This is a genomic window from Halosolutus sp. YCN4, from assembly GCF_059736495.1.
This window is the reverse complement of the sequence record NZ_JCASSM010000004.1, coordinates 311,699-332,126: the sequence shown is the minus strand read 5'-3', so window position 1 is coordinate 332,126 and position 20,428 is coordinate 311,699. Positions and strand designations below refer to the sequence as shown.

At 59.0% G+C, this 20,428-nt stretch carries 23 protein-coding genes and 2 pseudogenes; 10 read left to right on the top strand and 15 right to left on the bottom strand.

Annotation, left to right across the window (positions count from 1 at the left end; genetic code table 11):
- Positions 1–6: 6 nt before the first annotated feature.
- On the top strand, positions 7–1,356 hold the full coding sequence (gene phaC, locus AC6I6X_RS16305; RefSeq protein ID WP_497931587.1) for a class III poly(R)-hydroxyalkanoic acid synthase subunit PhaC: 1,350 nt from the start codon (positions 7–9) through the stop codon (positions 1,354–1,356).
- Positions 1,357–1,384: 28 nt separating this feature from the next.
- Here the strand turns inward: phaC and AC6I6X_RS16300 are convergent, their stop codons facing one another.
- From AC6I6X_RS16300 to AC6I6X_RS16290, 3 genes are all read right to left on the bottom strand, one after another.
- Positions 1,385–1,972, bottom strand: coding sequence for a cupredoxin domain-containing protein (locus tag AC6I6X_RS16300; RefSeq protein WP_254767493.1), 588 nt, complete (start codon positions 1,970–1,972; stop codon positions 1,385–1,387).
- Positions 1,973–1,981: 9 nt separating this feature from the next.
- Complete coding sequence (locus AC6I6X_RS16295; RefSeq protein ID WP_254767492.1) at positions 1,982–2,350, bottom strand: SHOCT domain-containing protein; 369 nt, start codon at positions 2,348–2,350, stop codon at positions 1,982–1,984.
- 125 nt (positions 2,351–2,475) lie between these two features.
- Entirely contained in the window at positions 2,476–2,697 is a 222-nt protein-coding gene (locus tag AC6I6X_RS16290; protein WP_497931586.1) for a hypothetical protein, read from the bottom strand.
- A gap of 574 nt (positions 2,698–3,271) precedes the next feature.
- Between AC6I6X_RS16290 and AC6I6X_RS16285 the strand changes: the two genes are divergently transcribed.
- On the top strand, positions 3,272–3,784 hold the full coding sequence (locus tag AC6I6X_RS16285) for a hypothetical protein (RefSeq protein WP_497931585.1): 513 nt from the start codon (positions 3,272–3,274) through the stop codon (positions 3,782–3,784).
- Between the two features lie 210 nt (positions 3,785–3,994).
- Here the strand turns inward: AC6I6X_RS16285 and AC6I6X_RS16280 are convergent, their stop codons facing one another.
- From AC6I6X_RS16280 to AC6I6X_RS16240, 9 genes are all read right to left on the bottom strand, one after another.
- Positions 3,995–4,501 carry a hypothetical protein gene (locus tag AC6I6X_RS16280; RefSeq protein WP_497931584.1) on the bottom strand — a complete coding sequence of 169 codons (507 nt, stop codon included), beginning with the start codon at positions 4,499–4,501 and terminating at the stop codon, positions 3,995–3,997.
- Between the two features lie 407 nt (positions 4,502–4,908).
- Complete coding sequence (locus AC6I6X_RS16275; RefSeq protein WP_497931583.1) at positions 4,909–5,322, bottom strand: plastocyanin/azurin family copper-binding protein; 414 nt, start codon at positions 5,320–5,322, stop codon at positions 4,909–4,911.
- A gap of 145 nt (positions 5,323–5,467) precedes the next feature.
- The gene (locus AC6I6X_RS16270) at positions 5,468–5,776 is read right to left on the bottom strand and encodes a thioredoxin family protein (protein ID WP_497931582.1); all 309 of its coding nucleotides are present in this window, start codon (positions 5,774–5,776) and stop codon (positions 5,468–5,470) included.
- Between the two features lie 175 nt (positions 5,777–5,951).
- Positions 5,952–6,296 (bottom strand): SHOCT domain-containing protein, encoded by a 345-nt coding sequence (locus tag AC6I6X_RS16265; RefSeq protein WP_497931581.1) that lies wholly within the window; start codon positions 6,294–6,296, stop codon positions 5,952–5,954.
- Positions 6,297–6,302: 6 nt separating this feature from the next.
- Complete coding sequence (locus AC6I6X_RS16260) at positions 6,303–6,719, bottom strand: DUF302 domain-containing protein (protein WP_497931580.1); 417 nt, start codon at positions 6,717–6,719, stop codon at positions 6,303–6,305.
- A gap of 95 nt (positions 6,720–6,814) precedes the next feature.
- Entirely contained in the window at positions 6,815–7,171 is a 357-nt protein-coding gene (locus AC6I6X_RS16255) for an SHOCT domain-containing protein (RefSeq protein WP_497931579.1), read from the bottom strand.
- A gap of 57 nt (positions 7,172–7,228) precedes the next feature.
- The gene (locus tag AC6I6X_RS16250) at positions 7,229–7,525 is read right to left on the bottom strand and encodes a hypothetical protein (protein WP_497931578.1); all 297 of its coding nucleotides are present in this window, start codon (positions 7,523–7,525) and stop codon (positions 7,229–7,231) included.
- Between the two features lie 226 nt (positions 7,526–7,751).
- On the bottom strand, positions 7,752–8,345 hold the full coding sequence (locus AC6I6X_RS16245) for a helix-turn-helix transcriptional regulator (protein WP_497931867.1): 594 nt from the start codon (positions 8,343–8,345) through the stop codon (positions 7,752–7,754).
- Positions 8,346–8,477: 132 nt separating this feature from the next.
- Positions 8,478–9,881, bottom strand: coding sequence for a permease (locus AC6I6X_RS16240; protein ID WP_497931577.1), 1,404 nt, complete (start codon positions 9,879–9,881; stop codon positions 8,478–8,480).
- A gap of 344 nt (positions 9,882–10,225) precedes the next feature.
- On the opposite strand from AC6I6X_RS16240, the gene AC6I6X_RS16235 reads away from it, so the two are divergent.
- The 4 genes and pseudogenes from AC6I6X_RS16235 to AC6I6X_RS16220 all read left to right on the top strand — a co-directional run bounded on the left by AC6I6X_RS16235 (position 10,226) and on the right by AC6I6X_RS16220 (position 12,443).
- Positions 10,226–10,489 (top strand): hypothetical protein, encoded by a 264-nt coding sequence (locus AC6I6X_RS16235; RefSeq protein WP_497931576.1) that lies wholly within the window; start codon positions 10,226–10,228, stop codon positions 10,487–10,489.
- 16 nt (positions 10,490–10,505) lie between these two features.
- Positions 10,506–11,057, top strand: coding sequence for an SRPBCC family protein (locus tag AC6I6X_RS16230; protein WP_254767480.1), 552 nt, complete (start codon positions 10,506–10,508; stop codon positions 11,055–11,057).
- Positions 11,017–11,730: pseudogene (locus AC6I6X_RS16225) on the top strand (aconitate hydratase); the annotation flags it as partial. The gene AC6I6X_RS16230 and the pseudogene AC6I6X_RS16225, both read left to right, overlap by 41 nt.
- 158 nt (positions 11,731–11,888) lie before the next feature.
- Positions 11,889–12,443, top strand: coding sequence for a DoxX family protein (locus AC6I6X_RS16220; protein ID WP_254767479.1), 555 nt, complete (start codon positions 11,889–11,891; stop codon positions 12,441–12,443).
- A 59-nt stretch (positions 12,444–12,502) separates the two neighbouring features.
- On the opposite strand, the gene AC6I6X_RS16215 is transcribed toward AC6I6X_RS16220, so the two are convergent.
- From AC6I6X_RS16215 to AC6I6X_RS16205, 3 genes are all read right to left on the bottom strand, one after another.
- Positions 12,503–12,943: a hypothetical protein gene (locus tag AC6I6X_RS16215; protein WP_497931575.1), complete on the bottom strand. Its 441-nt coding sequence runs from the start codon at positions 12,941–12,943 to the stop codon at positions 12,503–12,505.
- Between the two features lie 242 nt (positions 12,944–13,185).
- The gene (locus tag AC6I6X_RS16210; protein WP_497931866.1) at positions 13,186–15,810 is read right to left on the bottom strand and encodes a heavy metal translocating P-type ATPase; all 2,625 of its coding nucleotides are present in this window, start codon (positions 15,808–15,810) and stop codon (positions 13,186–13,188) included.
- Positions 15,811–15,906: 96 nt separating this feature from the next.
- Positions 15,907–16,497, bottom strand: coding sequence for an AsnC family transcriptional regulator (locus AC6I6X_RS16205; protein WP_254767476.1), 591 nt, complete (start codon positions 16,495–16,497; stop codon positions 15,907–15,909).
- A gap of 133 nt (positions 16,498–16,630) precedes the next feature.
- On the opposite strand from AC6I6X_RS16205, the gene AC6I6X_RS16200 reads away from it, so the two are divergent.
- The 4 genes and pseudogenes from AC6I6X_RS16200 to AC6I6X_RS16185 form a co-directional block, all read left to right on the top strand.
- Positions 16,631–16,828 carry a heavy-metal-associated domain-containing protein gene (locus AC6I6X_RS16200; RefSeq protein ID WP_497931574.1) on the top strand — a complete coding sequence of 66 codons (198 nt, stop codon included), beginning with the start codon at positions 16,631–16,633 and terminating at the stop codon, positions 16,826–16,828.
- 231 nt (positions 16,829–17,059) lie between these two features.
- A complete protein-coding gene (locus AC6I6X_RS16195) occupies positions 17,060–19,279 on the top strand; it encodes a heavy metal translocating P-type ATPase (protein WP_497931573.1) in 2,220 nt (739 codons plus the stop codon).
- Between the two features lie 15 nt (positions 19,280–19,294).
- Positions 19,295–19,912 carry a methyltransferase family protein gene (locus AC6I6X_RS16190; protein WP_254767474.1) on the top strand — a complete coding sequence of 206 codons (618 nt, stop codon included), beginning with the start codon at positions 19,295–19,297 and terminating at the stop codon, positions 19,910–19,912.
- Positions 19,909–20,300 (top strand): annotated as a pseudogene (locus tag AC6I6X_RS16185) (succinylglutamate desuccinylase/aspartoacylase family protein); the annotation flags it as partial. The gene AC6I6X_RS16190 and the pseudogene AC6I6X_RS16185, both read left to right, overlap by 4 nt.
- Positions 20,301–20,428: the final 128 nt, after the last annotated feature.

The window sequence follows — 20,428 nt, the reverse complement described above, 5'->3', positions numbered from 1 at the left end:
AAGACCATGAATCCGTTCACGGCCCCACTGAAGATTCAACGCAGGATACAAACCCAGGGAACGGAAGCCTCTGAGACCATGCGCCTTCTTCCAGAGCGACTCGGTGACCTCGCTTCCGTCGAGGTTGGACAGACCCCGAGTGAGACTATCTACTCCGAGAACAAACTCGATCTCCTCCACTATGAACCACTCACAGACGACCCGCACGACACACCGCTCCTCGTCGTCTATGCGCTGATCAATCGGCCCTACATTCTCGATCTGCAGCCCGACAAGAGTGTAGTTCGCCGATTCCTCGAGGACGGCTTCGACGTCTATCTCATCGACTGGGGTGAACCGTCCCGGCTCGACGCGTCGCTGACGCTCGGCGACTACGTGAATCGATACATCGACAACTGCGCCGACGTCGTCCGTGAGCGAACTGGAACTGACGCCATCAACATCCTCGGCTACTGCATGGGCGGGACGCTGAGTACGATGTATGCGGCGCTCCATCCGGAGAAGGTCAACAATCTCGGGCTCATGGCGACGGGCCTCTGTTTCGACGACACCGGTGGCATCCTCGAACAATGGGGAAGCGAGGAGTACTTCGATCCGGGAGCGATCACCGGGACGTACGGGAACGTCCCAGCGGAGTTTCTCGCTGCGGGGTTCGCCCAGATGAACCCCGTCGATACGTATCTCGGCAAATACACGATCCTCCTCGACAACCTCGACGACAGGACCGCCGTCGAGAACTTCGGCCGGATGGAACGCTGGGTCCGCGATGGGGTTGACGTTGCGGGGGAAGCCTACCGCCAGTTCATCGAGGACATTTACCAAGAGAACGCACTCTACCAGAACGAACTGGTACTAGACGGCGGCCCTGTCGACATCGAGAATCTCACGATGCCTATGTTACAGATCATCGGCTCGTTCGACCATCTCATCCCATCGGAGGCGAGCAAGCCCTTTACTGACGTTATTCCGAGTGCGGACACCGACATCTATGAGTTTCCGACCGGTCACGTCGGGATGGCCGTCTCGGGAAAGGCTCATGCGGAGTTGTGGCCCCGCGTTGCGACGTGGTTCCGTGAGCGGTCGGCAACACAATCTGAGGAGTCGGCCACGGTCGATCAGGGTGAAGCTGAAGCAGAGACTGACCAGGATCGATCGTTACAGACGCTTGACGGAATCGGTCCGACGTACGAGGCGCGTCTCCACGACGTCGGGATCACGACGGTGACGAAACTCGCAGCCGCAGAACCAGTCTCGCTCGCTGACCGACTCGGTCTCAGTGAATCACGAGTGACGTCCTGGATCGAGCAAGCGAGGCAGTTCACGGGCTCGTCAGACGATAGTACTGGAAGCAGTTGACCGTCGGTTCGTGGTAAGCGACGATTGCTTACGTGACGATGATGCCGCCGTCGATCTCCATGTAGGGATGGCCGTAGCCGCAGTAGGTCAGGCAGCTCAACGTGTAATCGCCACGTCGCGTCGCACTGAGTTGACGAACGGCAGGTCTGGTGGCACTCTGAGGGAGCGCGACTGGGTGCATCATACCACCTGCCATGTGAACCTGTCCGGATGGCATGATCGCGATGCTGTGGTCGGGATACTGCTCGTTTGCTTCTTCCAGCAGTTCGTGGAAGTCGCCGTCAGCAGGGGGCGGGATGCGCTCTTCGTTTCGCTCTTCGAGCGCTTCGTGGTCGGGGATGGCCTCGCGGATCGATGATGGAAGAGATTGAATGGCTTGACTCGAGAGCGTGTTGAACGAAACGACTCGAAGAACATCGTTACGTTGCAGGCTGACACGCTCCAGTTCCTCGCCAGATTCGTCAAAGATGACGAAGCCCCAGTGGTAGGCTCCGATGTAGATCGTTCTGTCGACACCGCCACCACTGCCTGGAAGGTTCCTGACACAGCCCGCGAGACTTGTGATGCCAGCTCCGAGCGCCGTCAGGAATTTCCGCCGCTGTACTGTCGGGGACATGATGGTGGATTACTGCGACTCCTCGCGGCGGAGCTTCGCACGACGTTCCTCGAACTCCTCGTCGGAGAGATCACCGCGAGCGTACGCCACTCGGAGTTCCTCGAGGGCGCGGTCTGAGCTCATCGACGGTCCAACGCGGCCGACGAGGCCGCGATAGAGGAGGTACCCGATACCGACGAGGACGACGAGCCAGACGAGCATCATCCCGATGCCCCACAGAGGTGAGAGGCCGCCAGCCATCCCGCCGCCCCACCACCACCCCATCATCCCCATCATCGGCACCGCGAATACCATCATTAGCAGTGGGAACAGGACGATCACTGCGAGGACGATCAGGACGATGCGGAGCAGGCCGTCGGAGGTGCGCTCGGTGGACATGGTGAACCACTACGGACTTCGTCGACTGCGTCCATAAAGTTGGACGACCAGTACTGCTCCAGTGATGGCTCCTCACTTGGGGATAGCCGATACGTTGCTCTGTGTTCTGACTGAGGTGAGTCCACTCAGCAGCAGTCGGAGTCGTCAGGCGACCACTCACACGCGTCGCCAGTCGTCAAGTTGTTTTCGTCCACGTAGGTCGAGAGACACGCGTAGTTGCAGAAGTACGTCGGCGACCCACAGTCGTCGGTACAGTCGCGCACACAGATCGGATCGTGGTCGAAGATACGCGATCTGCAGTAGGCGCACGTCTCATCGACATCGGGGAGTTCGACGGTCGTAGACATACCCGTGCTACGGGGAAGAGTCAAGAAAGTATTTCGCCAGCTGAACATCCATACTTCGACCCCGGGCTGTCACCGGCGGTGGTGTGCCTGAACTACTAAAATTCGATTGCCCCGATCATTGGCTCTCCCACACACTTCGGGCAGTCATCGGTGTCGTATTCTTCCATACAGTGCCGGTGACAGCAGCACCCGCAGTGCTCACAGATGAACACCTCGTCATCGCTGGCGCACCGTGAATCACAGATGTAGCATCGAGCCATTGGTTCCTCGAACGTACGGTAGCTATCGGCATAAATCGCTGTGCTCGCAATTCTCCGCTGGTGATACCTGGTTTCGGTACGGATCGTCCGGTATCGAGATTGACTACTGGCTCGTGATCAGCGAGCGTGAGGCCCTCCACACGCACAGCATTCGAGGGGCTCCAATTCTCTGGGCTCTGTTGAAACCCTCCAGCCATGATAGGCTCCCGGTGGCCGTGTTACGTATAGGATGGGCATGTAACGTCGCGATGACCGATCTGTATGGAAAGTAGCAATCCTAGAAAGTACTTATGGCTATCAGAGAACGGATTGGTATGATTACAATTCCGTTGACCCGTTCGTCGATCGCCGAGTTGAATAATGCCTTGTTTGTTGGCTTGCTGGGCGGGATCGTCATGCTCTGGCTGGCCGTGCAGGCGCTTTTCCTGTTGCCGTCGACGGGGATCAGCATCGAACTGGTACGAATCAGGCTGGTTCCCGTCGTGGTTGGAACGCTTGCCTACGTTCACAACCGGCCGACGGCACCGATCTCTGAACTCAGTGTCGTCGCAGTATGGGGAGTCTTCATTCAGCGGATCGCGACGTTCGTTTACTTTTTCTTTGGGGTTCACTTACTCGAGTTCGCGAGAGATGCCTCGATCTCGAATGCAATACTGTCCGGTACTGCCCGATTCCGCCTGATGGCACTGGTGTTGTTTCTCGGAATGGCCATTGTCTTTGCTGGGTTTTACGCCGCCGCGGGGGCTCAACGTGATCGGCCGCTCATTAGCGTACTCACGCTACTTGCCATTCCAGTTCCGTTAGTCGTGATCCATGCGATCATTTAATACCGATCAACGTTTCGGGACGCCGACAAAAGTCTAACCCATAAAAGATTGGCACCTGTCACCTCCGCTCGATACAGGATCTCTATGTACCGTTTAGTTGGCCTCTCGACGAAGTCCGAATCGACCCTGTTACTTACAACATGGAGTTACTCACGGCGGACGTACAATTGACATTCTCCATATAGTGAGTACCTCCAAGATATTACGATTCTATATGACTGCATAGATGACGATCAACACGACCGGTACGACCAACAGCGTGATTGCGCTCACGATCGGTCGATCGCGTCGAGACGCCGCTGCGGTGTAGAACCCGGCAAAGACGGCGACCGTTCCGAGATATCGTAACAGTTCCGCCAGACGGAGTTCAGCGCCGCCAGACAACAGGATGGCTGAGACCCGGCCCCCTCCCGCTAATGCGGGTCCGGCGATGAACCAGGCAATATCCACAATCCGCTGGGCAAGGAACCCCCATACTGCGACGGCGCCGATTTCCCAGGCCGCCGTTGTTGGGCGGTTGCGGACGTACGCGAGGGTTGCAACCACGATGGGCGCCAAAGTGACGATTCGTCCCAGTTCGATCGACCAAGTCGTCGTTTGTGTCAATAAGAACACCTGTAACGCCAGTCCGAACACGACGATGCCGCTCAACAAGCCAGCAAACGTGAGCCTGTCCAGGTCGGCGACCGACGAGCGAGACAACAGTGAATCGGACATACCACACTATTTTGAGAGAACGATAAGTATTTTCTGTATCATAAACACGTGAAGAAAATCGGCTGTTGTCATCGTCTCTCGGGCATCCAGTTCGTCGGACAGGTGCTCAATGCGCATATCTACGTAACAGTTGTTTCAGTCCAAAACACATCTAAAGAATTGGGTTTCAACAGAGCCGTTCTCTTGATTCTTCACCAATCGCTCACGGCGTCGCTGGAACTCCGCTTCGTCGATCCCGCCTCGTGTGTAACGGCGTTGGAGGGGTTCCATCGCGGAATCGTCACTTTCTGGAGGTGCAACACCTCGACCCAGTGCCCAGTAGAGGAGTCCGTCGACCAGCCCCAGCATTCCGAGTACCCCGCCGACGAACGGCAGCCCGCCATCCCATCCACCGTTTCGACCGTTCATCATTCCAGAACCAGATCCCATCCGGGCCCCATCATTCCGCCACCGAAGCTCCCGTCACTTCCGATGTTGGATCCATACGCTATCGCGCCCTGTTCGATGATCGCGTCGCTCTCGGGCACGTCACCGTTCGAAACCAGACTCTCTTCGGCTGGACCGTCAGGGCTGGCGACGACGATGCGACCGACCATCCCGACCGACTTGTGCAGGATGCAGTAGTAGTCGTCCGTGCCTGGTTCTTCGAACGTGTACTCGAACCCTCCCGACGAGATGACCCCACGATCGAATCCGCTGGCGTCGGATAGAATCCGGTTCTCGTAGGCCGTTGCCGAGTGTGCACCGGCTGCTATCTCGAAACGAACGGTCGTGCCGGGTTCGACGTGGAGCCCGATCGGGTCGAAATAGTTGTTGCCCATCTTCACGACGGGCGTCTCCTGTACGCTCGCTGGCTGAGAGGGGGCTGCGCTGGCGACTGCGCCTGCACCGAGCACTCTCAGAAACTGCCGTCGACTATTGTCGACTATAGTTCGTCATATGAGTTCAATCGGTCGCTGTTGTTCGTTATCCGCGCACGACATCGACGAGGCGCTGGGCGAATCCAGATGACTGCTGGGTCGCGCTCTCGATAGCCGATTCCAGGTCGTTCCGGTCGATAATGCCAATGAATTCGGCGGTCTGTTCACCGTTCGCGTAGACGAGTGTCGTCGGCGTCTTCCGGACGCCGTACTCCTCGGCCGTTTCCAGATCTTTCTGGATGTCGACCTCTCGAAACTCGACGTCGGGGTATTCGTCCTCGATGCCCTCGTTTTTCTCCCGCTGTGTTGCGCATGCTCCGCACGTCTCTTGGGTGAAGAGGATGACTTCGGCCACATAGTATACTACGGTATTGGGACTTAACCACATTGCTATTCAGAATCATAAGCTGAGAGAACTCCATCTCTTCGATTCGAAGGCGCGCTCACACAGTGGTGATCGGGAGTAGCATCACGAATGCATTCGATCACACAGGCGTGGGGAATACGCACCTTAGTGCGTACTCGTTGGTTTACTCCGACCGTTCGAGCCTGTCGCGGCGGGCTTCGAACTCTTCGTCAGTGAGGTCGCCGCGAGCGTATGCCGTGCGGAGTTCCTCCATTGCGGGATTTCGAGATGTCTGCGTTTCGCTCATGCGCCGGAAGACGAGGTAGCCACCGCCGAGGAGGATGAGGAACGGGACGAGCATCCCGATGAACGGCCACCATCCACCAGTTCCGCCATACTGACCCATCATCCCACCGTACCCCATCATCCCGCCGAATCCCATCCCCATTGTGAGCAACGGGAGCAGGATGATCGCTCCGAGTATCAGGAGAACGATGGTCGTGGTGTCGAGCTGGTTCGACGAAGCCATCGAAGATCAGGCCTCCAACGAGGAGCCTAGTTCGTCGGTGACGGCCGAGAGAACACGCTCGAACCGCTCGTTGACCTCGGTCGCGATCGAGTCGAGCGCATCGTTGTCTGCGATGCCGACCAATTGCTGCGGATCGACGGCACTCACAACGATATCGCCGTCATCGGTTTCGTAGACGATGACGTTACACGGGAGGAGTGCGCCGAGTTCGATTTCTTCGGTCAGTCCCTCGTATGCCAGCGGGGGATTGCATGCACCGAGAATGCGGTACTGGCGGAATTCTTCGCCCAGTTTCTCCTCGAGTGTCGCCTGGATGTCGATGTCACAGAGGACGCCGAATCCTTCGTCTTTGAGCGCAGCAATCGTCGTGTCGACGACGTTGTCGAACTCACTGGTGACTGAAGTCTGTATTGTGTATTCCATGGAATATCATACCCCGTCCACGGGGTTAACGGTTGGGTGCCGGAACGACGGGTGTTGGAGAGGTGGTGTATCGGCTGGAACAGCAGCTGTTCCGGTCATCCGGAACGTTCGAGCTGTTTTCGCCGTCGATCGAATTCGTCGTCCGAGAGCTCCCCGCGGGCGTAGCGCTCGCGGAGAACCGATAGCGACTGCTCATCGTTCTCGCCGGATCCTTGGTTGAGGAGGGCATAGACGATGTAGAGCGGGACGGCGATGAGGAGCCCCATCCAGAGGAGCCCCCAGAGCCCCATCGCTCCGCCGAAGAGGCCCCAGCCGCTCCCGCCCATCATACCGCCGCCGTAGCTCCCGCTACCGTGGGCAGCAGCCGTTCCAGTCGTCGCGACCAGCAGTGGGACGGCGAATATCGCGAGTCGACGAGCAGTGCGTCCGATGTGAGTGGTGAATTGCGTCATTATCTTGAGTTGGTGAGTCGCGGTGTTCGGTTGAAGCGATCGAAACGGACAGGGGCGTCAGCAGTGACCCTGCCCGTCCATCCCGCCGTTGTAGTCGTCGTCAGCCATGTCCTGGGCCATCTCGTCGACGGTCACACCCATGTGCGACTCCATCCACTCGACGCTACCAGGGCCCATGTGCTCGGTCATCTGCGCCTCCATCCAGCCTGCCCAGTCGGCGGCGGCCCCATCGGACGGGGGCGCGTCGTCAGCGGTCGTTTCGTTGCCGTGTGCGCTGACCACGGGTGCGGCGAACGCGAGTCCGACGATCGCGAGTGCCACGAGCAGCCAGCGGCCGAGTGTGAAGTTGGTCATTGTCTTTCTCCTCGGTTACTCGTAGGACTGCTCGCGAGTTATCGACGTGGGTGTAAATCCACACAGGAGAACGTTCGAGAGCGTGTATAGGGCGATTTAACCGTTTTTCAGGGATGTGATCGTTCATCCGGCTCGAATTCGCCGGGTTGGCCCTCAACCCTTCCTCTCCTGAGTGCAGCACCCACGACCACGGTTCCAAACCGTTCTGGCTCTGCAGTAGCGATTGCTAGTGCGCCTGATTCTGCTGCAAATCGTCACTCGGATAGATACGATACGTTCGCCCCTGGCGCTCGCGGTACAACAGGCCACGTTTCTCGAGGGCGCTGACCGTCTGGCTCACCTTGCTCTTCGAGAAGTCAGAGCGGTCCCGTAATTCGATCTGTGTAATGCCGGGTGAGGAGAAGACTGGTTCGAGGATACGGCGTTCATCATCTGGCAAGAGGTCTAATACGCGAGCCTGTGGCTGAGACTCTGGATTGATGGCTCCATTCGATTGGATAGTTCCCTCTGGTGATTCGGTGCTCTCACGGTCGGTCGGATCCGCCATCTCATTCTGTGACAGGTCGTTTACGTCCGTGCTGGTGGCCTCGTCCCGAACCGTGAGATATCCCCCACCGATGACAGCCGAGACGACGAGGGTTCCGAGGACGTACCAGAATGGATTCGTTCCGTGAACCGCCCCCATTGACGTCCCCATCATCGATCCCATTTGCTCGAAGGCCTGCTGTTGTTGGTACGCTTCCCAGCTAAGGGCACCGCCGACTATGATGACAGCAGCGACCAAGCTACCGACTACTGTATCGGCTCGCTGTCGATTCATTTCCTCCACCTCGATCCGCCGGTGTACCTGCTCATGTATGAGTGTTTGTGAGGCATCGGTGTACCAGTTTTGATTGGTCAAAGCAATACACGGGACTGCCTGGCACCGAAACTCGATATCGTGATGCGGCGTTCAGTGATGGTCATGGCTCTGGGAATCTCCTGTCCCTGAGACCTGCGGATGGTGATGTGCGAACTCGGATGGGTGCTTCTCGAACGAGCGCTTACACCGATTCGAACAGAAGTGGTACGTCTCGCCGTCGTGGGTGAGACTCGGCCCGCTGTCGTCGGTCCGCATCCCACAGACGGGGTCGCGGTACTGCCCGGGCGCACCTAATCCCCGGCGGTAGACGTAGAGAAGAAACCCGGAGAATGCGAACGCGATGAGGTTGAGGTAGAACGTGTAATCGAGCTCAAAGTACGTCTGTTCGGACGCCGTCTGCCCGCCAGCGAGGTTCGGGATTATGTCGAGCGCCGCGAACAGTTGCTCCATGAGAAAGCCCGTGAACGCCATCGTCACGAAGAAGACGCCGAGGATGTACAGCATCACCTTCCAGCCGTAGTACTTCCGGTAGACGTTCAACACGGGAATCGTGATGAGGTCGGCGTAGACGAACGCGATGACCCCGGCGAAGCTGACACCGCCACCCCAGAGCGCGACGGCGAACGGGACGTTGCCGATGCTCCCGACGAAGCTGATGACGGCGATCGCCACACCCATGATAGCGTTCTCGGCGCTGACGAGCAGCCCGTCGCCTTGGAGGAAAAGCGTGTTCCACACCCGCTGGGGGACGAACACGATAACGAATCCCGAGATGAGAAAGCCCGCGATGACGTCTTTCCAGATCATCGACCACTCTTTACGATACTGATTCCCGACTTTGTACCAGCCACCCCACGAAAGGAGTTCGTCGCGCCACCCGCCGTTGCTAGCGGTCTCCTGCTGGTAGGTTTCCATGCACCCTTCCGAACAGAACTTCAGCGTCTCGCCGCCGTCGGTCACCAGTGAGTACTCGTCTTTGCCTTCCATCCCGCAGGTCGGGTCCTCGGTGGTTCCCTGCTCGTCGTCGCGTTGATTCAGTTCCTTCCGGACTTGCTCGAACAGGTTCTCGGGGAGCGTCAGATGGACGAGGATCGCCATCACGGCAATGAGAATGACGCCGCCAAGGAGTTCTGCAACCAGAAACTCCCACCCGAGGAGGATGAGTATCATCAGCCCGAGCTCGACGATGAGGTTCGTCGAGGCGAACATGAACGCGAAGAAGTTCACCGTGTGCGCTCCCTTTTTGAACAGCCCCTTCCCAATGGCGACCGCGCCGAAGCTACAACCACTACTCGCGGCGCCGAACACTGTTGCTTTCGTGAGGCCACTCAGATTCCCCTCTCCGAGTACTTTGGCCATCCGCTCTTTCGAGACGTAAACCTGAACGAGACTCGTGATGACGAGCCCCATGATGATCGCCCACGCAGCGGTCCAGAGGAAGCCGACACCTATTCGTAAGGACTCGAGGATTCCGTCAACGAGGGCGGCTTGCATATCTAGACTATCGCAGTCATCTGTTTTGGTATTTGTTCTTAAGAAACTGGGGCTGTGGGCGGAGTAAATCTTGTATTCAAAGGTGATGCTTGCTATCAGCTGTGGTCAACCGTTCGAGCACATCAGTTTCTGCGTGTCACCGATTCCGGTCGGTAGTTGCTGCTTGATCTTCCGACGGACCGGTCACACAGATATGGGGGTTGTACCGCTGTTTCCCCCACGATATTCTTGCGCCGTGTTACCAGGGAGACTCTTCCTTTCGAATTGTAAGAGCAACCCGAATGAAGGAGTAGAGCGTATCTCTAGTCATGAGTACTACTACCACAAACCAAGACGCGTACGAAATGGACTCCACGACCAACGTAATGCAGCTCGATTCGTTGGCACTGGCGGGCGCAGCAGCAGTTGTCTCTGCCGTCGCGATGCTCCTGCTCGGTGTGTTCGGAGCAATCGGCGTCTACGAGGGCGCAGTCGAAGCGATGGAGCAGTGGCACCTGTTCTTCGAACCGACCGTCGTCGGGACTGTGGCGGGCATGGTCGAGGCAGCGGTGATCAGCTTCGTCTTGATGTACGCCTTCGCGTGGCTGTACAACGCCTTCGCATCATAAATCGGGGAGTCAATCCATGTACGCCACCGCCAAAGCCGAAATCGTCATCGACGCATCGTCCGAGGAGATCTGGGAGTACGTGACCGACCCAGTCCATTGGACGGCGTCGAACCCCGAGGAACACTACGGGCTCGAATACGACACGCCCGACAACCGCCCGCGCGAGGGCGGGACGTTCCACCAGGCCGAAGAGGTCGCCGGGATGTACGCCGACCTGCATGGCCGATTCCAGTATATCGACCATCCCAACGTGGCGGTCTGGACGGGGACGGCGTATTATCCGCTCCTTCGCGGACTCGTCACCGTTCGGATTCCCGAAGGAGGTACCATTCGACTCGAAGAGACTGAAGACGGGACTCGGATGTCACACGCCGTCTGGATGGACTTCCCGAATAACCGACGGGGCCGAGCGCTGAAATGGGTGTTCACGACCGCTCTTGCCGGGAAGGCAAAACTCTACGACCATACGAACAAGGAACTCGTCTTCTTCAAGGACCGCATCGAATCGGCGGCACCTGAGAAACCGAAGCCGCATCGAAGACGCCCGCACGCTGATGCTGCTCGGTGAGACGGTCACGACCGATCATATCAGTCCCGCCGGGCCGTTTACTCGCGAGCAACCGGCCGGAGAGTGGCTCGTCGACCACGGCGTCGAACCCACGAATTCAACACCTACGGCGCCCGACGCGGGAACCACGAGGCAATGATGCGTGGGACGTTCGCGAACGTCCGCGTCGAGAACCAGATGCTCGACGACGTCGAAGGCGGCTACACGATCTATCACCCAACCGATGACCAGACGACGGTCTTCGAAGCCAGCCATCGCTATCGCGAGAACGACACGCTACTGGTCGTGTTTGCGGGTGAAGAACTCGGAACAGGATCGAGTCGTGACTGGGGCGGCAAAGGGAACGGATCTGCTAGGTGTCCGTGCGACGATCGCCGAGAGCTACGAGCGCACCTTCCGCGACAACCTTGTCGGTATGGGTGTCTTGCCGCTCCAGTTCGTCGACGGTGACTCGTGGGAGTCGCTCGGCCTCGACGGCTCGGAACGGGTCGCGATTCACGGACTCGACGACCTATACGTGAACGACGATCTCACCGTCGTCGCAGAACATGCCGATGGCACAACCGTCGAATTCCCGGTCACGGCACAGGGTGGGACGCCTGCAGCCGTTCGATACGTCGAAAATAGTGGAATTCTTCATCTGGTGCTCCGTCGGTTACTCACTGAGGAATAGCCTCCTCTCTCCAGAGAGTCGTCTTCTCCGGACACGACGAAGAACGCTACTGGTGATACTGATTTTGTGACGTGTCTGACTGCGGTCCTCTGTTAAGAGGTACTGAGGAGGTAAAGTACTGGCTGGGTTTATTTGTCGTCCGAGAGTCAGCACACGGTATGGCATCTCACGAAGTCCAGTTAGAAAGTACGATTGGGGGGTTCACTGCAAGCGGTCGCCTACACACGCTGAGTGTCTGGTTCATCTTCGCGCTTCGGTTGATGATGGGGCTGGCGTTCTTCCAGAGTGGCCTCGACAAGGTTCTCTCTGGAGATTTTAGTGCTGGCGGCTATCTAACGGGGGCAGTCCCAAACAACGGAAGTCCACTCGCAGATCTGTTCGTGGCGATGGGAAACACGCCGTGGTTCGTTGAGTTCGTGAACATCACCGTTCCGTGGGGCGAAGTGCTCATCGGACTTGGCCTCCTATTCGGCGCACTCACTCGCCTCGCCGCGTTCTGGGGGGCGTTCATGATGCTCTTGTTCTACTTCGGGAACTGGGACGTCGCACACGGCTATATCAACGGCGATTTCGCGTACATGCTCGTGTTCCTCTCTGTCGCCGCGTTCGGGGCAGGGCGGATACTTGGTCTCGATGCGTACATCGAACAGTACGAGATTGGTGGCGTTCCGCTGATCGAACGGTATCCTTGGGCGCGATATCTTCTCGGTTAATTTCCCGTATTTCGAGTCTCACCGGGGAGAACCAACGTATTATGCACACGAGGGGCGGGTCACATTCCCGTCTCCGAACCAGAGCGGTTCGTCATGATGACACCGCTTATCAGCATCAACACGGCAAGCGCGACCATTCCCAAGTCCCACGCCATCCCGGCAGTCATCCCCGACCCCATCCCGCCGTTCATTCCGGTCTCCATCCCGCCACCCATCCCCCAGTTCATGCTTCCAGTGGTGGCCACGAGCGCCTGATTGAGGAGCATCACCAGCGAGTATCCGATCATCAGCGGGCCACTCGCGTTTCCGAGGCGGCTGGCGTATGGCGTCAGCAGGACGACGCCGTGAATTACAACGACAAAGCCGAGAACGGTCATGAGGAGACCGCTGGTCGATCCCATCATCCCATTGCCACCCGTCGCGGAGATCAGCGAGTACAGACCGGAGGTGAGCGCGATCGCTGCACCGTACTGCCGCGTTATCATAATCGTTGCATTCATAAGTCAATCGCCTCGACCCGCCATGTCATGCTCTTCGACCGGCCTCGATTGTTCGAGTGACATGCCGACGATGTCTTCCTGTAGAAGGCTGAGGTGTTGTGCGACGAACTGGGGTGAGTCGTCAAGGTCGCTGGTGATTTCACTAGCTCGGAGATACGTGAGTTCGGCACCGACTGTCTCGACGAGATACGACCGAACCAGTTGGCGGGATGCGGTGGACATGGTGATTCTGGGTGAGTCGATTAGCGGAGTCGGCCGAGCAACTCGTAATCGTGATCCGGTGTGTACCGACGGAACAGCAGACTGTTCGACAGCACCGACACACTCGAGAAGGCCATCGCGCCGGCCGCGAGCACGGGCTGGAGTAACCCGAGTGAAGCCAACGGGATCATCGCCGTGTTGTAACCAAGCGCCCACACGAGGTTCTGCTTGATCTTCTGGAGTGTCGCGTCCGAGATGCGGATGGCCTTCACCACGTCGAGCGGGTCGTCGCGCATCAGCGTCACGTCCGCCGCCTCGATGGCGACGTCCGTCCCGCTCCCGATGGCAGTCCCGACGTAGGCGACAGCCAGCGCGGGTGCGTCGTTGACGCCGTCGCCAACCATCATCGCCTTGCGACCTTCGTCCTGAATGGCCTCGACGGCGTCGGATTTGTCCTCGGGGAGCACCTCCGCGCGGACGTTCTCGGGGTCGATGCCGACCTGCTCGCCGACGGCGCGGGCGGTCCGTTCGTTGTCACCGGTGATCATCATCACGTCGACACCGCGCTCCTGCAGTTGGCTCACGGCCTCGGTCGCACTTTCTTTGATCGTGTCAGCATCAGCGACCACACCGACGAGTTCGCCCTCGTCCGTGCCAGCGGGCACGCGGGCGACGAGCATCGCCGTCTTCCCCTCGTTCTCGAGACGCTCCATCGTCTCCTGGGCGGGTGCAGGATTGATCCCGTTGTCGCGGAGGAGCTTTCGGTTACCGACCAGCACCTCACTGTCGCCGACAGTTGCGCGGATGCCATGGCCGGGAACGTTCTCGAAGTCGTCTGGTTCAGTCACGTCGATACCGCGGGATTCAGCTCCATCGACGATGGCCCGCGCGAGCGGGTGCTCGCTTCCACTTTCGGCCGTCGCTGCGAACCGGAGAACGTCGTCCTCACTAAGACGATCGCGTGCGGTTAGTTGGCCGCCATCGGTAGCGGTGTCGCCGCCGTCTGTGAGAGGCTGTCCGTCGCCATCGAAGACGACGACGTCAGTCAGCTCCATTTCACCTTTGGTGAGCGTCCCGGTCTTGTCAAAGACGACTGTGTCGACGTCTTTCGCCCGTTCGAGGATGTCACCGCCCTTGAACAGGACGCCGTTCTGGGCACCGATCGTCGTCCCAACCATCGTTGCAGCAGGCGTTGCTAACCCCAGCGCACAGGGACAGGCGATCAACACGGACGACGCGAAGACGATGAGCGCGAATTCGAAGACTGAGACAGTGCCCCCAGCCACGGCAGGTCCGCCAGCGACCGCACCCCAGAGCGGGAGCCAGTCGACGAATCCGGCGAGTGCTTCGGGGAAGAGGAACCACACAGTGCCCCATAGTAACGCGTTCGCGATGACCGCTGGGACGAAGTACGCCGAGATGCGGTCGGCGAGGTTCTGGATGTCTGGCTGGCGGGACTGGGCCTCCTTGACCGTCTGAACGATCTGCTGGAGGGCGGTGTCCTTTCCGACCTTCGTCGCCTCAACGACGAGCACACCGTTCTCGTTGATGGTGGACCCGACGACCTCGTCGCCCTCGCCTTTCTCGACGGGGACCGACTCGCCGGTGACCATCGACTCGTCAACAGCACTCTGCCCATCGATGACGACGCCGTCGGTCGGAATCTGCTCGCCGGGACGGACCTTCATGCGATCGCCGACGGTGACATCTTCGAGTGGCACTTCCACTTCGGTACCGTCCTCGTCGACGAGGGTGGCTGTCTCGGCCTCCATTTCGAGGAGCTTCCGAAGGGCGTCACCTGCCTGCCCTTTCGAGCGGGCTTCGAGGTAGTTCCCAAGGGTGATGAACACCAGGATCAACGCGGCAGTGTCGAAGTACAAGCTCCCCGCGATCAATCCGGCAAGTACTGCAACGGAGTAGAAATACGCAGTTGACGAACCCAGTGCGATGAGAACGTCCATGTTGGCGCGCCTGTTGTTGACCAGCGCGTTGTACGAGTTCTTGTAGAACGGCCAGCCGAGCACAGCCTGAACGGGTGTCGCTAGCAGGAACTCGACCCACCCGAATTCGACGCCGAAGACCGTCTCCGGGAGAATTCCCCCGCCGAGCAGAAACTTCTCTGCGAGGAAAAACAGCATCGGGGCAGACAGCGCGGCTCCGAACAGCGTCAGTCGAAGCTGTTTTCGAATCTCACCCTGTCGTGCAGCGTCACGAGCATCTTCACCCGATTCACCGCTGTCGCTGTCTTCACGGACCGGCGAGTACCCAGCGTCCTCGATAGCGTCGTAGAGCGCGTCGAGTGATGTGTCCGCAGGGTTGTACCTGACCTGCGCTTCGTCGGTGGCGAAGTTCGCCTCGGCCGCGATAACACCCGGCGTGTTCTCGAGTGCGGTCTCGTTCGTCTGCACACAGTTGGCACAGGTCATATCGGAGATGCCTATGGTCACCGTGTCAGACACCGCACCGTAGCCGGCCTCCTCGATCGTCTCGTAGATCTCTGCAAGCGATACCTCGTCAGGGTCGTACTCGACGGAACCCTCGTCCGTGGCGAAATTGGCGTTCGCCTCGACGACGCCGTCGAGTGACTCCAGGGCGTCGCCAACTGTCCCCGAGCAGTTGGCACAGGTCATCCCTGTGATGTCGAGATGTGCGGTGCGTGTTTCCATTGTCATACTAGAGGGGCTACTCCGTTAGGTGAGTTTCTGCTTGGATAGTGAGGGTAATCAACGGCGTTTACTTTCGGTTCCAAACCGAAGTCAGCGCTACACGCCCTCTTCGAGACGCTGGTGTCGATCTTCGAATCGACTCTGACACGATGGACAACAGAAATGATAGAGTTCTCCGCCAATGCGACTCGTCTCCCCCTCAGAATCCACAGTATTACTGCACTCGGCACACGTGAGTGCGAACTCGACGCCGTCGATCGATGGCGTCCACTCGACTTCGTCGACTAACGTGACTGTGTAATCAACCGAGTCAGCACCATCGAGAAGCGTGTTCACCCACGCCCGGACGTTCTGTGCTTCTGCACGTCCATAGAACCAGAGGTCACCCTCCGACGTAATGAACACGTGTTCGACGGCGTCGTCGTTTCTGACCCGCTCACGAACCGCGTCGAACGACTCAGATGAGATATCTAGCTGGACAAGTACCGGCACACCAGCTCTGAGTTGGCTACGGTCGACATCGATAGTGAAGTGGTCGATGACCCCGGTCTCTTGGAGTCGTGTGACGCGATCTGAGACGGCTGGCCCCGAGAGGCCAACTTCCTCGCCGATCGCGCTGAACGGGCGACGGGCGTTCTCGGCTAACAGCGAGAGAATCTCCATGTCGGTTTCGTCCAAGTCCCGCATACGAGGCGATAGGGACCCAGGATACAATACGATTCCCCAGCAGATACTTTGGAATGCGTCGTTTCACGGCCGTTCGACCAGCAGAATCGAAGCAGCAAACGACAAAGAGGAGCCGTCCATATCTCTCACTGGAATGAGTCAAACGATCACCGTCAAGGGAATGACCTGCGGCCATTGTGAACAGACAGTCGAAGAGGCACTTCAAGACGTGTCTGGTGTGACTGACGTCACCGCCGATCGTGAGGCCGAACAGGCGAGCGTCGATGGTGACGCCGACGTCACGGCCCTCGTGCAAGCCGTCGAAGACGCTGGATACACAGCCCACGCCTGAGAGCACCCAGAACGTTCGCGGACGACCGCCCCGTCGTTCTCTTCCAAGTCCGCCTGCCCTGATCGTCCCGCGCAGTATCAGGCCCCGGACAGAATAATGGGGAATGGCACCAACACCCAACCCATGAGCAACCACCTAGATCACGTGCGTACACGGGACGCTTCGTCGGAAACTGATTCCGAGGGACCCGTCTACTGCTGCCGTATTTGCCAGTTAGAAGCAGATGAAGAGATGCGAGCGACAGATCCCTCATCCACTACGGAGCCTCCCCACTCCTCCGAGCACACGAACCACGACCGGACGGGCGAGACTACCACAGAACCCGGAAGCACCGACGAACACGCACACCACGATCCCGAAGCCGAGCCCGGACACAGCCACGCCCATACTGGAGAGGGCGAACACGATCACGACGCACACGACCAAGGCGCGGACGTCCACGAGGGAGGGCACGAAGATCATGCCGCTCATACGGATCACACGGGCCACGAGCAGATGTTCCGGCGGCGGTTCTGGGTATCGCTCGTGCTCTCGGTGCCGGTCATCTTCTTCAGCGAGTTCATTCAGGATGTCTTCAGCTATACGGCGCCGTCGTTCTCTGGAAGCGTCTGGATCACACCCGTCCTCTCAGTCGTGATCTTCGCGTACGGTGGCGTGCCGTTCCTCTCGATGGCCCGAACGGAACTCGAGAACCGTGAGCCAGGGATGATGATGCTGATCTCGCTGGCGATTACCGTCGCGTTCGTCTACTCGATCGCGAGCCTGTTTCTCGAGGGGACGACGCCGTTCTTCTGGGAACTGGTCACGCTGATCGACATCATGCTGCTGGGCCACTGGATGGAGATGCGCTCGGTTCGACAGGCCTCCGGTGCGCTCGACGAACTGGCGAAGCTCATGCCCGACACCGCCGAGCGCGTCACCGAGGGTGGGGATACCGAGGAAGTGCCAGTCTCCGAACTCTCCGAGGACGACGTCGTACTCGTTCGTCCCGGTACTTCGGTTCCCGCCGACGGCGAGGTCGCCGAGGGCGAGTCATCCGTCGACGAATCGATGATCACTGGCGAGTCCAGGTCCGTGGGCAAGGAACCCGGCTCGGAAGTGGTCGCCGGGACGGTCAACCAGGACGGGAGCCTCCGCATCAGAATCACGAAGACGGGCGAGGAGACGACGTTAGCGGGCATCATGCGGCTCGTTGATGAAGCCCAGCAGTCCAAATCCCGCACGCAGCTCCTGGCGGACCGCGCAGCAGGGTGGCTGTTCTACATCGCACTCGCCGTTGCGGGCATTACGGCCGTCGCGTGGATCGTCGCAGTCGGGTTCAACATCGGTGTTCTCGAACGCGTGGTCACGGTTCTCGTCATCGCATGTCCCCACGCACTCGGCCTAGCCGTCCCGCTCGTTGTCGCAATCAACACCTCGACCGCTGCCCAGAACGGGATGCTCATCCGCGACCGCATAGCTATGGAGGAATCCCGGAACCTCGATACGGTGATGTTCGACAAGACGGGCACGCTCACGAAGGGCGAACAGGGCGTCGTCGGCGTCGAGACGGCAGGCGACTGGAGTGAAGAGCGCGTGTTCGAAATCGCCGCTGGTGTCGAGGGCGACTCCGAACACATGATCGCTCGCGCCATCCGGGATGCTGCCGAGGAACGGGAGGTCCAGCGAGCGAGCGTCTCGAACTTCGAAAACCTCCGCGGTCTCGGTGTCAGAGCCACCGTCGACGGCGAGACAGTTCATCTGGGTGGCCCCAACCTGATCGAGAAACTCGGCATCGAACGACCCGACGATATCGCTGCCTTCGCTGAGGAAGCCGGCTCGAACGCACAGACGGTCATCTACCTGGTCCACGATGAATCCGAGATCGCCGCAGCGTTCGCGCTGGCGGACGTCATTCGGGAAGCAAGCCGGCAGGCTATCGAGGCGCTGCACGGGATGGGCATCGAAGTGGCAATGCTCACCGGCGACAGCGAGGATGTCGCGAGGGCTGTGTCCGAGGAACTCGGTATTGACCAGTACTTCGCGGAGGTGCTGCCCGAGGCGAAGGACACGAAGGTCGAACAACTCCAGTCGGAAGGGAAATTCGTCGCGATGGTCGGCGACGGTGTCAACGACGCGCCGGCGCTCACGCGAGCTGACGTCGGTATCGCCATCGGATCGGGGACCGACGTCGCCATCGAATCGGGCGATATCATCCTCGTCGACAACAACCCGGTGGACGTGGTGCGGCTCATCCGACTGTCGAAGGCGAGCTACCGGAAGATGCAAGAAAATCTTGTCTGGGCGACCGGCTACAACGTGTTTGCGCTCCCGCTTGCGGCGGGGATTCTCGCGCCCATCGGTATCCTCCTGTCGCCGGCGATCGGCGCCGTGTTTATGTCGCTGTCGACGGTCATCGTCGCGATTAACGCCCGCAGACTAGGGAATGTAGATCTCTCCCTGCCTGCGTAACCCACAATCTCACCCATGCCCGTCATCAAGACATCGCTGTTTGGCCTTGGACTCCTGTCCGGAGGGATACTGCTCGGTGGGCTTCTCGTGAGTATCCGGAGCCAGTCAGTCCGGTTCTGGCCCCACGGAACCCGCAACTGGACGTTTTGGCTCGGCTGGACAGCATGGATCGTCTACGTTGGAAGTCTGTTCGGAGTGGCGTACCTCGACTGGTGGAGCTGGTACCGTCCCTCGACGCTCCTCCAGATTGCCAGTCTACTGTTGCTCTTGGCTGGCGCGCTGGTCTCTCTCTGGGCGGTGTGGCGTCTCGGATTCCGCGAGAGTGCCGGTCTCGAAGGGCAATTACACACTGATGGACCGTATCGGTATTCTCGGAATCCGCAGTACGTCAGCTACGTCACGATGCTCATCGGTGGAGCGGTTATCGCTGGATCTTGGATGACAGTGGTTCTGGTCTTACTCGGGATCGTCTGGTTCCTGATGGCGCCGCTTGCGGAGGAACCGTGGCTCCGAGACCAGTACGGAGAGGCGTACGAGGCGTACCGCGAGTCGGTTCCTCGATTCATCGGTCGTCCGAGCCAGCGGCCCGTACAACATGAACACACCAACGCCTCACGGAGAGATGACCCATGACTGACGACACCCACCAATCGCTCGAAGTTGGGGACCAGACGGTCTCTCCGGGCGAGAAGACACAGTTCAGGTACGCCGTCGGAACGACGATCCGATCGAGATTCCGGTCACAGTCATCAACGGTGAGCAAGCGGGACCGACAATTTTTCTGACTGCTGCGGTACACGGCGACGAACTCAACGGCATCAAAATCATTCAGGAGGTCGCGGACCACTACGAACCCGAAGACATCCACGGAGCGCTCGTCTGTTTGCACGTGCTGAACGTGCCCGGTTTTCTCGCCCAGCAGCGCTACATCCCGATCTACCACGAGGACCTCAATCGCTCATTCCCCGGCACTCCACGGAGTACGACAGCGAAACGGCTCGCGAACGAGAGCTACCTGCGCCGAAAATATTCTACGATCAAATCATTCGCAGTATACGCCTTGTATCTTGCATGAGGTTACGAACACTCACACCAACTGGTAGGAACGCGGCGATCAACAAGCACGCTCAGTCTACTATAGCATTCCTC

What these genes read in the sequence shown, in the direction of transcription:
- AC6I6X_RS16240 (WP_497931577.1), bottom strand. Translation starts at nt 9,881, where the DNA reads ATGCAAGCCGCCCTCGTTGACGGAATCCTCGAGTCCTTACGAATAGGT.
- AC6I6X_RS16190 (WP_254767474.1), top strand. Translation starts at nt 19,295, where the DNA reads ATGCCCGTCATCAAGACATCGCTGTTTGGCCTTGGACTCCTGTCCGGA.
- AC6I6X_RS16295 (WP_254767492.1), bottom strand. Translation starts at nt 2,350, where the DNA reads ATGTCCACCGAGCGCACCTCCGACGGCCTGCTCCGCATCGTCCTGATC.
- phaC (WP_497931587.1), top strand. Translation starts at nt 7, where the DNA reads ATGAATCCGTTCACGGCCCCACTGAAGATTCAACGCAGGATACAAACC.
- AC6I6X_RS16230 (WP_254767480.1), top strand. Translation starts at nt 10,506, where the DNA reads ATGTACGCCACCGCCAAAGCCGAAATCGTCATCGACGCATCGTCCGAG.
- AC6I6X_RS16210 (WP_497931866.1), bottom strand. Translation starts at nt 15,810, where the DNA reads ATGGAAACACGCACCGCACATCTCGACATCACAGGGATGACCTGTGCC.
- AC6I6X_RS16285 (WP_497931585.1), top strand. Translation starts at nt 3,272, where the DNA reads ATGATTACAATTCCGTTGACCCGTTCGTCGATCGCCGAGTTGAATAAT.
- AC6I6X_RS16235 (WP_497931576.1), top strand. Translation starts at nt 10,226, where the DNA reads ATGGACTCCACGACCAACGTAATGCAGCTCGATTCGTTGGCACTGGCG.
- AC6I6X_RS16255 (WP_497931579.1), bottom strand. Translation starts at nt 7,171, where the DNA reads ATGACGCAATTCACCACTCACATCGGACGCACTGCTCGTCGACTCGCG.
- AC6I6X_RS16245 (WP_497931867.1), bottom strand. Translation starts at nt 8,345, where the DNA reads ATGAATCGACAGCGAGCCGATACAGTAGTCGGTAGCTTGGTCGCTGCT.
- AC6I6X_RS16275 (WP_497931583.1), bottom strand. Translation starts at nt 5,322, where the DNA reads ATGGGCAACAACTATTTCGACCCGATCGGGCTCCACGTCGAACCCGGC.
- AC6I6X_RS16250 (WP_497931578.1), bottom strand. Translation starts at nt 7,525, where the DNA reads ATGACCAACTTCACACTCGGCCGCTGGCTGCTCGTGGCACTCGCGATC.
- AC6I6X_RS16265 (WP_497931581.1), bottom strand. Translation starts at nt 6,296, where the DNA reads ATGGCTTCGTCGAACCAGCTCGACACCACGACCATCGTTCTCCTGATA.
- AC6I6X_RS16205 (WP_254767476.1), bottom strand. Translation starts at nt 16,497, where the DNA reads ATGCGGGACTTGGACGAAACCGACATGGAGATTCTCTCGCTGTTAGCC.
- AC6I6X_RS16195 (WP_497931573.1), top strand. Translation starts at nt 17,060, where the DNA reads ATGCGAGCGACAGATCCCTCATCCACTACGGAGCCTCCCCACTCCTCC.
- AC6I6X_RS16220 (WP_254767479.1), top strand. Translation starts at nt 11,889, where the DNA reads ATGGCATCTCACGAAGTCCAGTTAGAAAGTACGATTGGGGGGTTCACT.
- AC6I6X_RS16280 (WP_497931584.1), bottom strand. Translation starts at nt 4,501, where the DNA reads ATGTCCGATTCACTGTTGTCTCGCTCGTCGGTCGCCGACCTGGACAGG.
- AC6I6X_RS16260 (WP_497931580.1), bottom strand. Translation starts at nt 6,719, where the DNA reads ATGGAATACACAATACAGACTTCAGTCACCAGTGAGTTCGACAACGTC.
- AC6I6X_RS16300 (WP_254767493.1), bottom strand. Translation starts at nt 1,972, where the DNA reads ATGTCCCCGACAGTACAGCGGCGGAAATTCCTGACGGCGCTCGGAGCT.
- AC6I6X_RS16215 (WP_497931575.1), bottom strand. Translation starts at nt 12,943, where the DNA reads ATGAATGCAACGATTATGATAACGCGGCAGTACGGTGCAGCGATCGCG.
- AC6I6X_RS16200 (WP_497931574.1), top strand. Translation starts at nt 16,631, where the DNA reads ATGAGTCAAACGATCACCGTCAAGGGAATGACCTGCGGCCATTGTGAA.
- AC6I6X_RS16290 (WP_497931586.1), bottom strand. Translation starts at nt 2,697, where the DNA reads ATGTCTACGACCGTCGAACTCCCCGATGTCGATGAGACGTGCGCCTAC.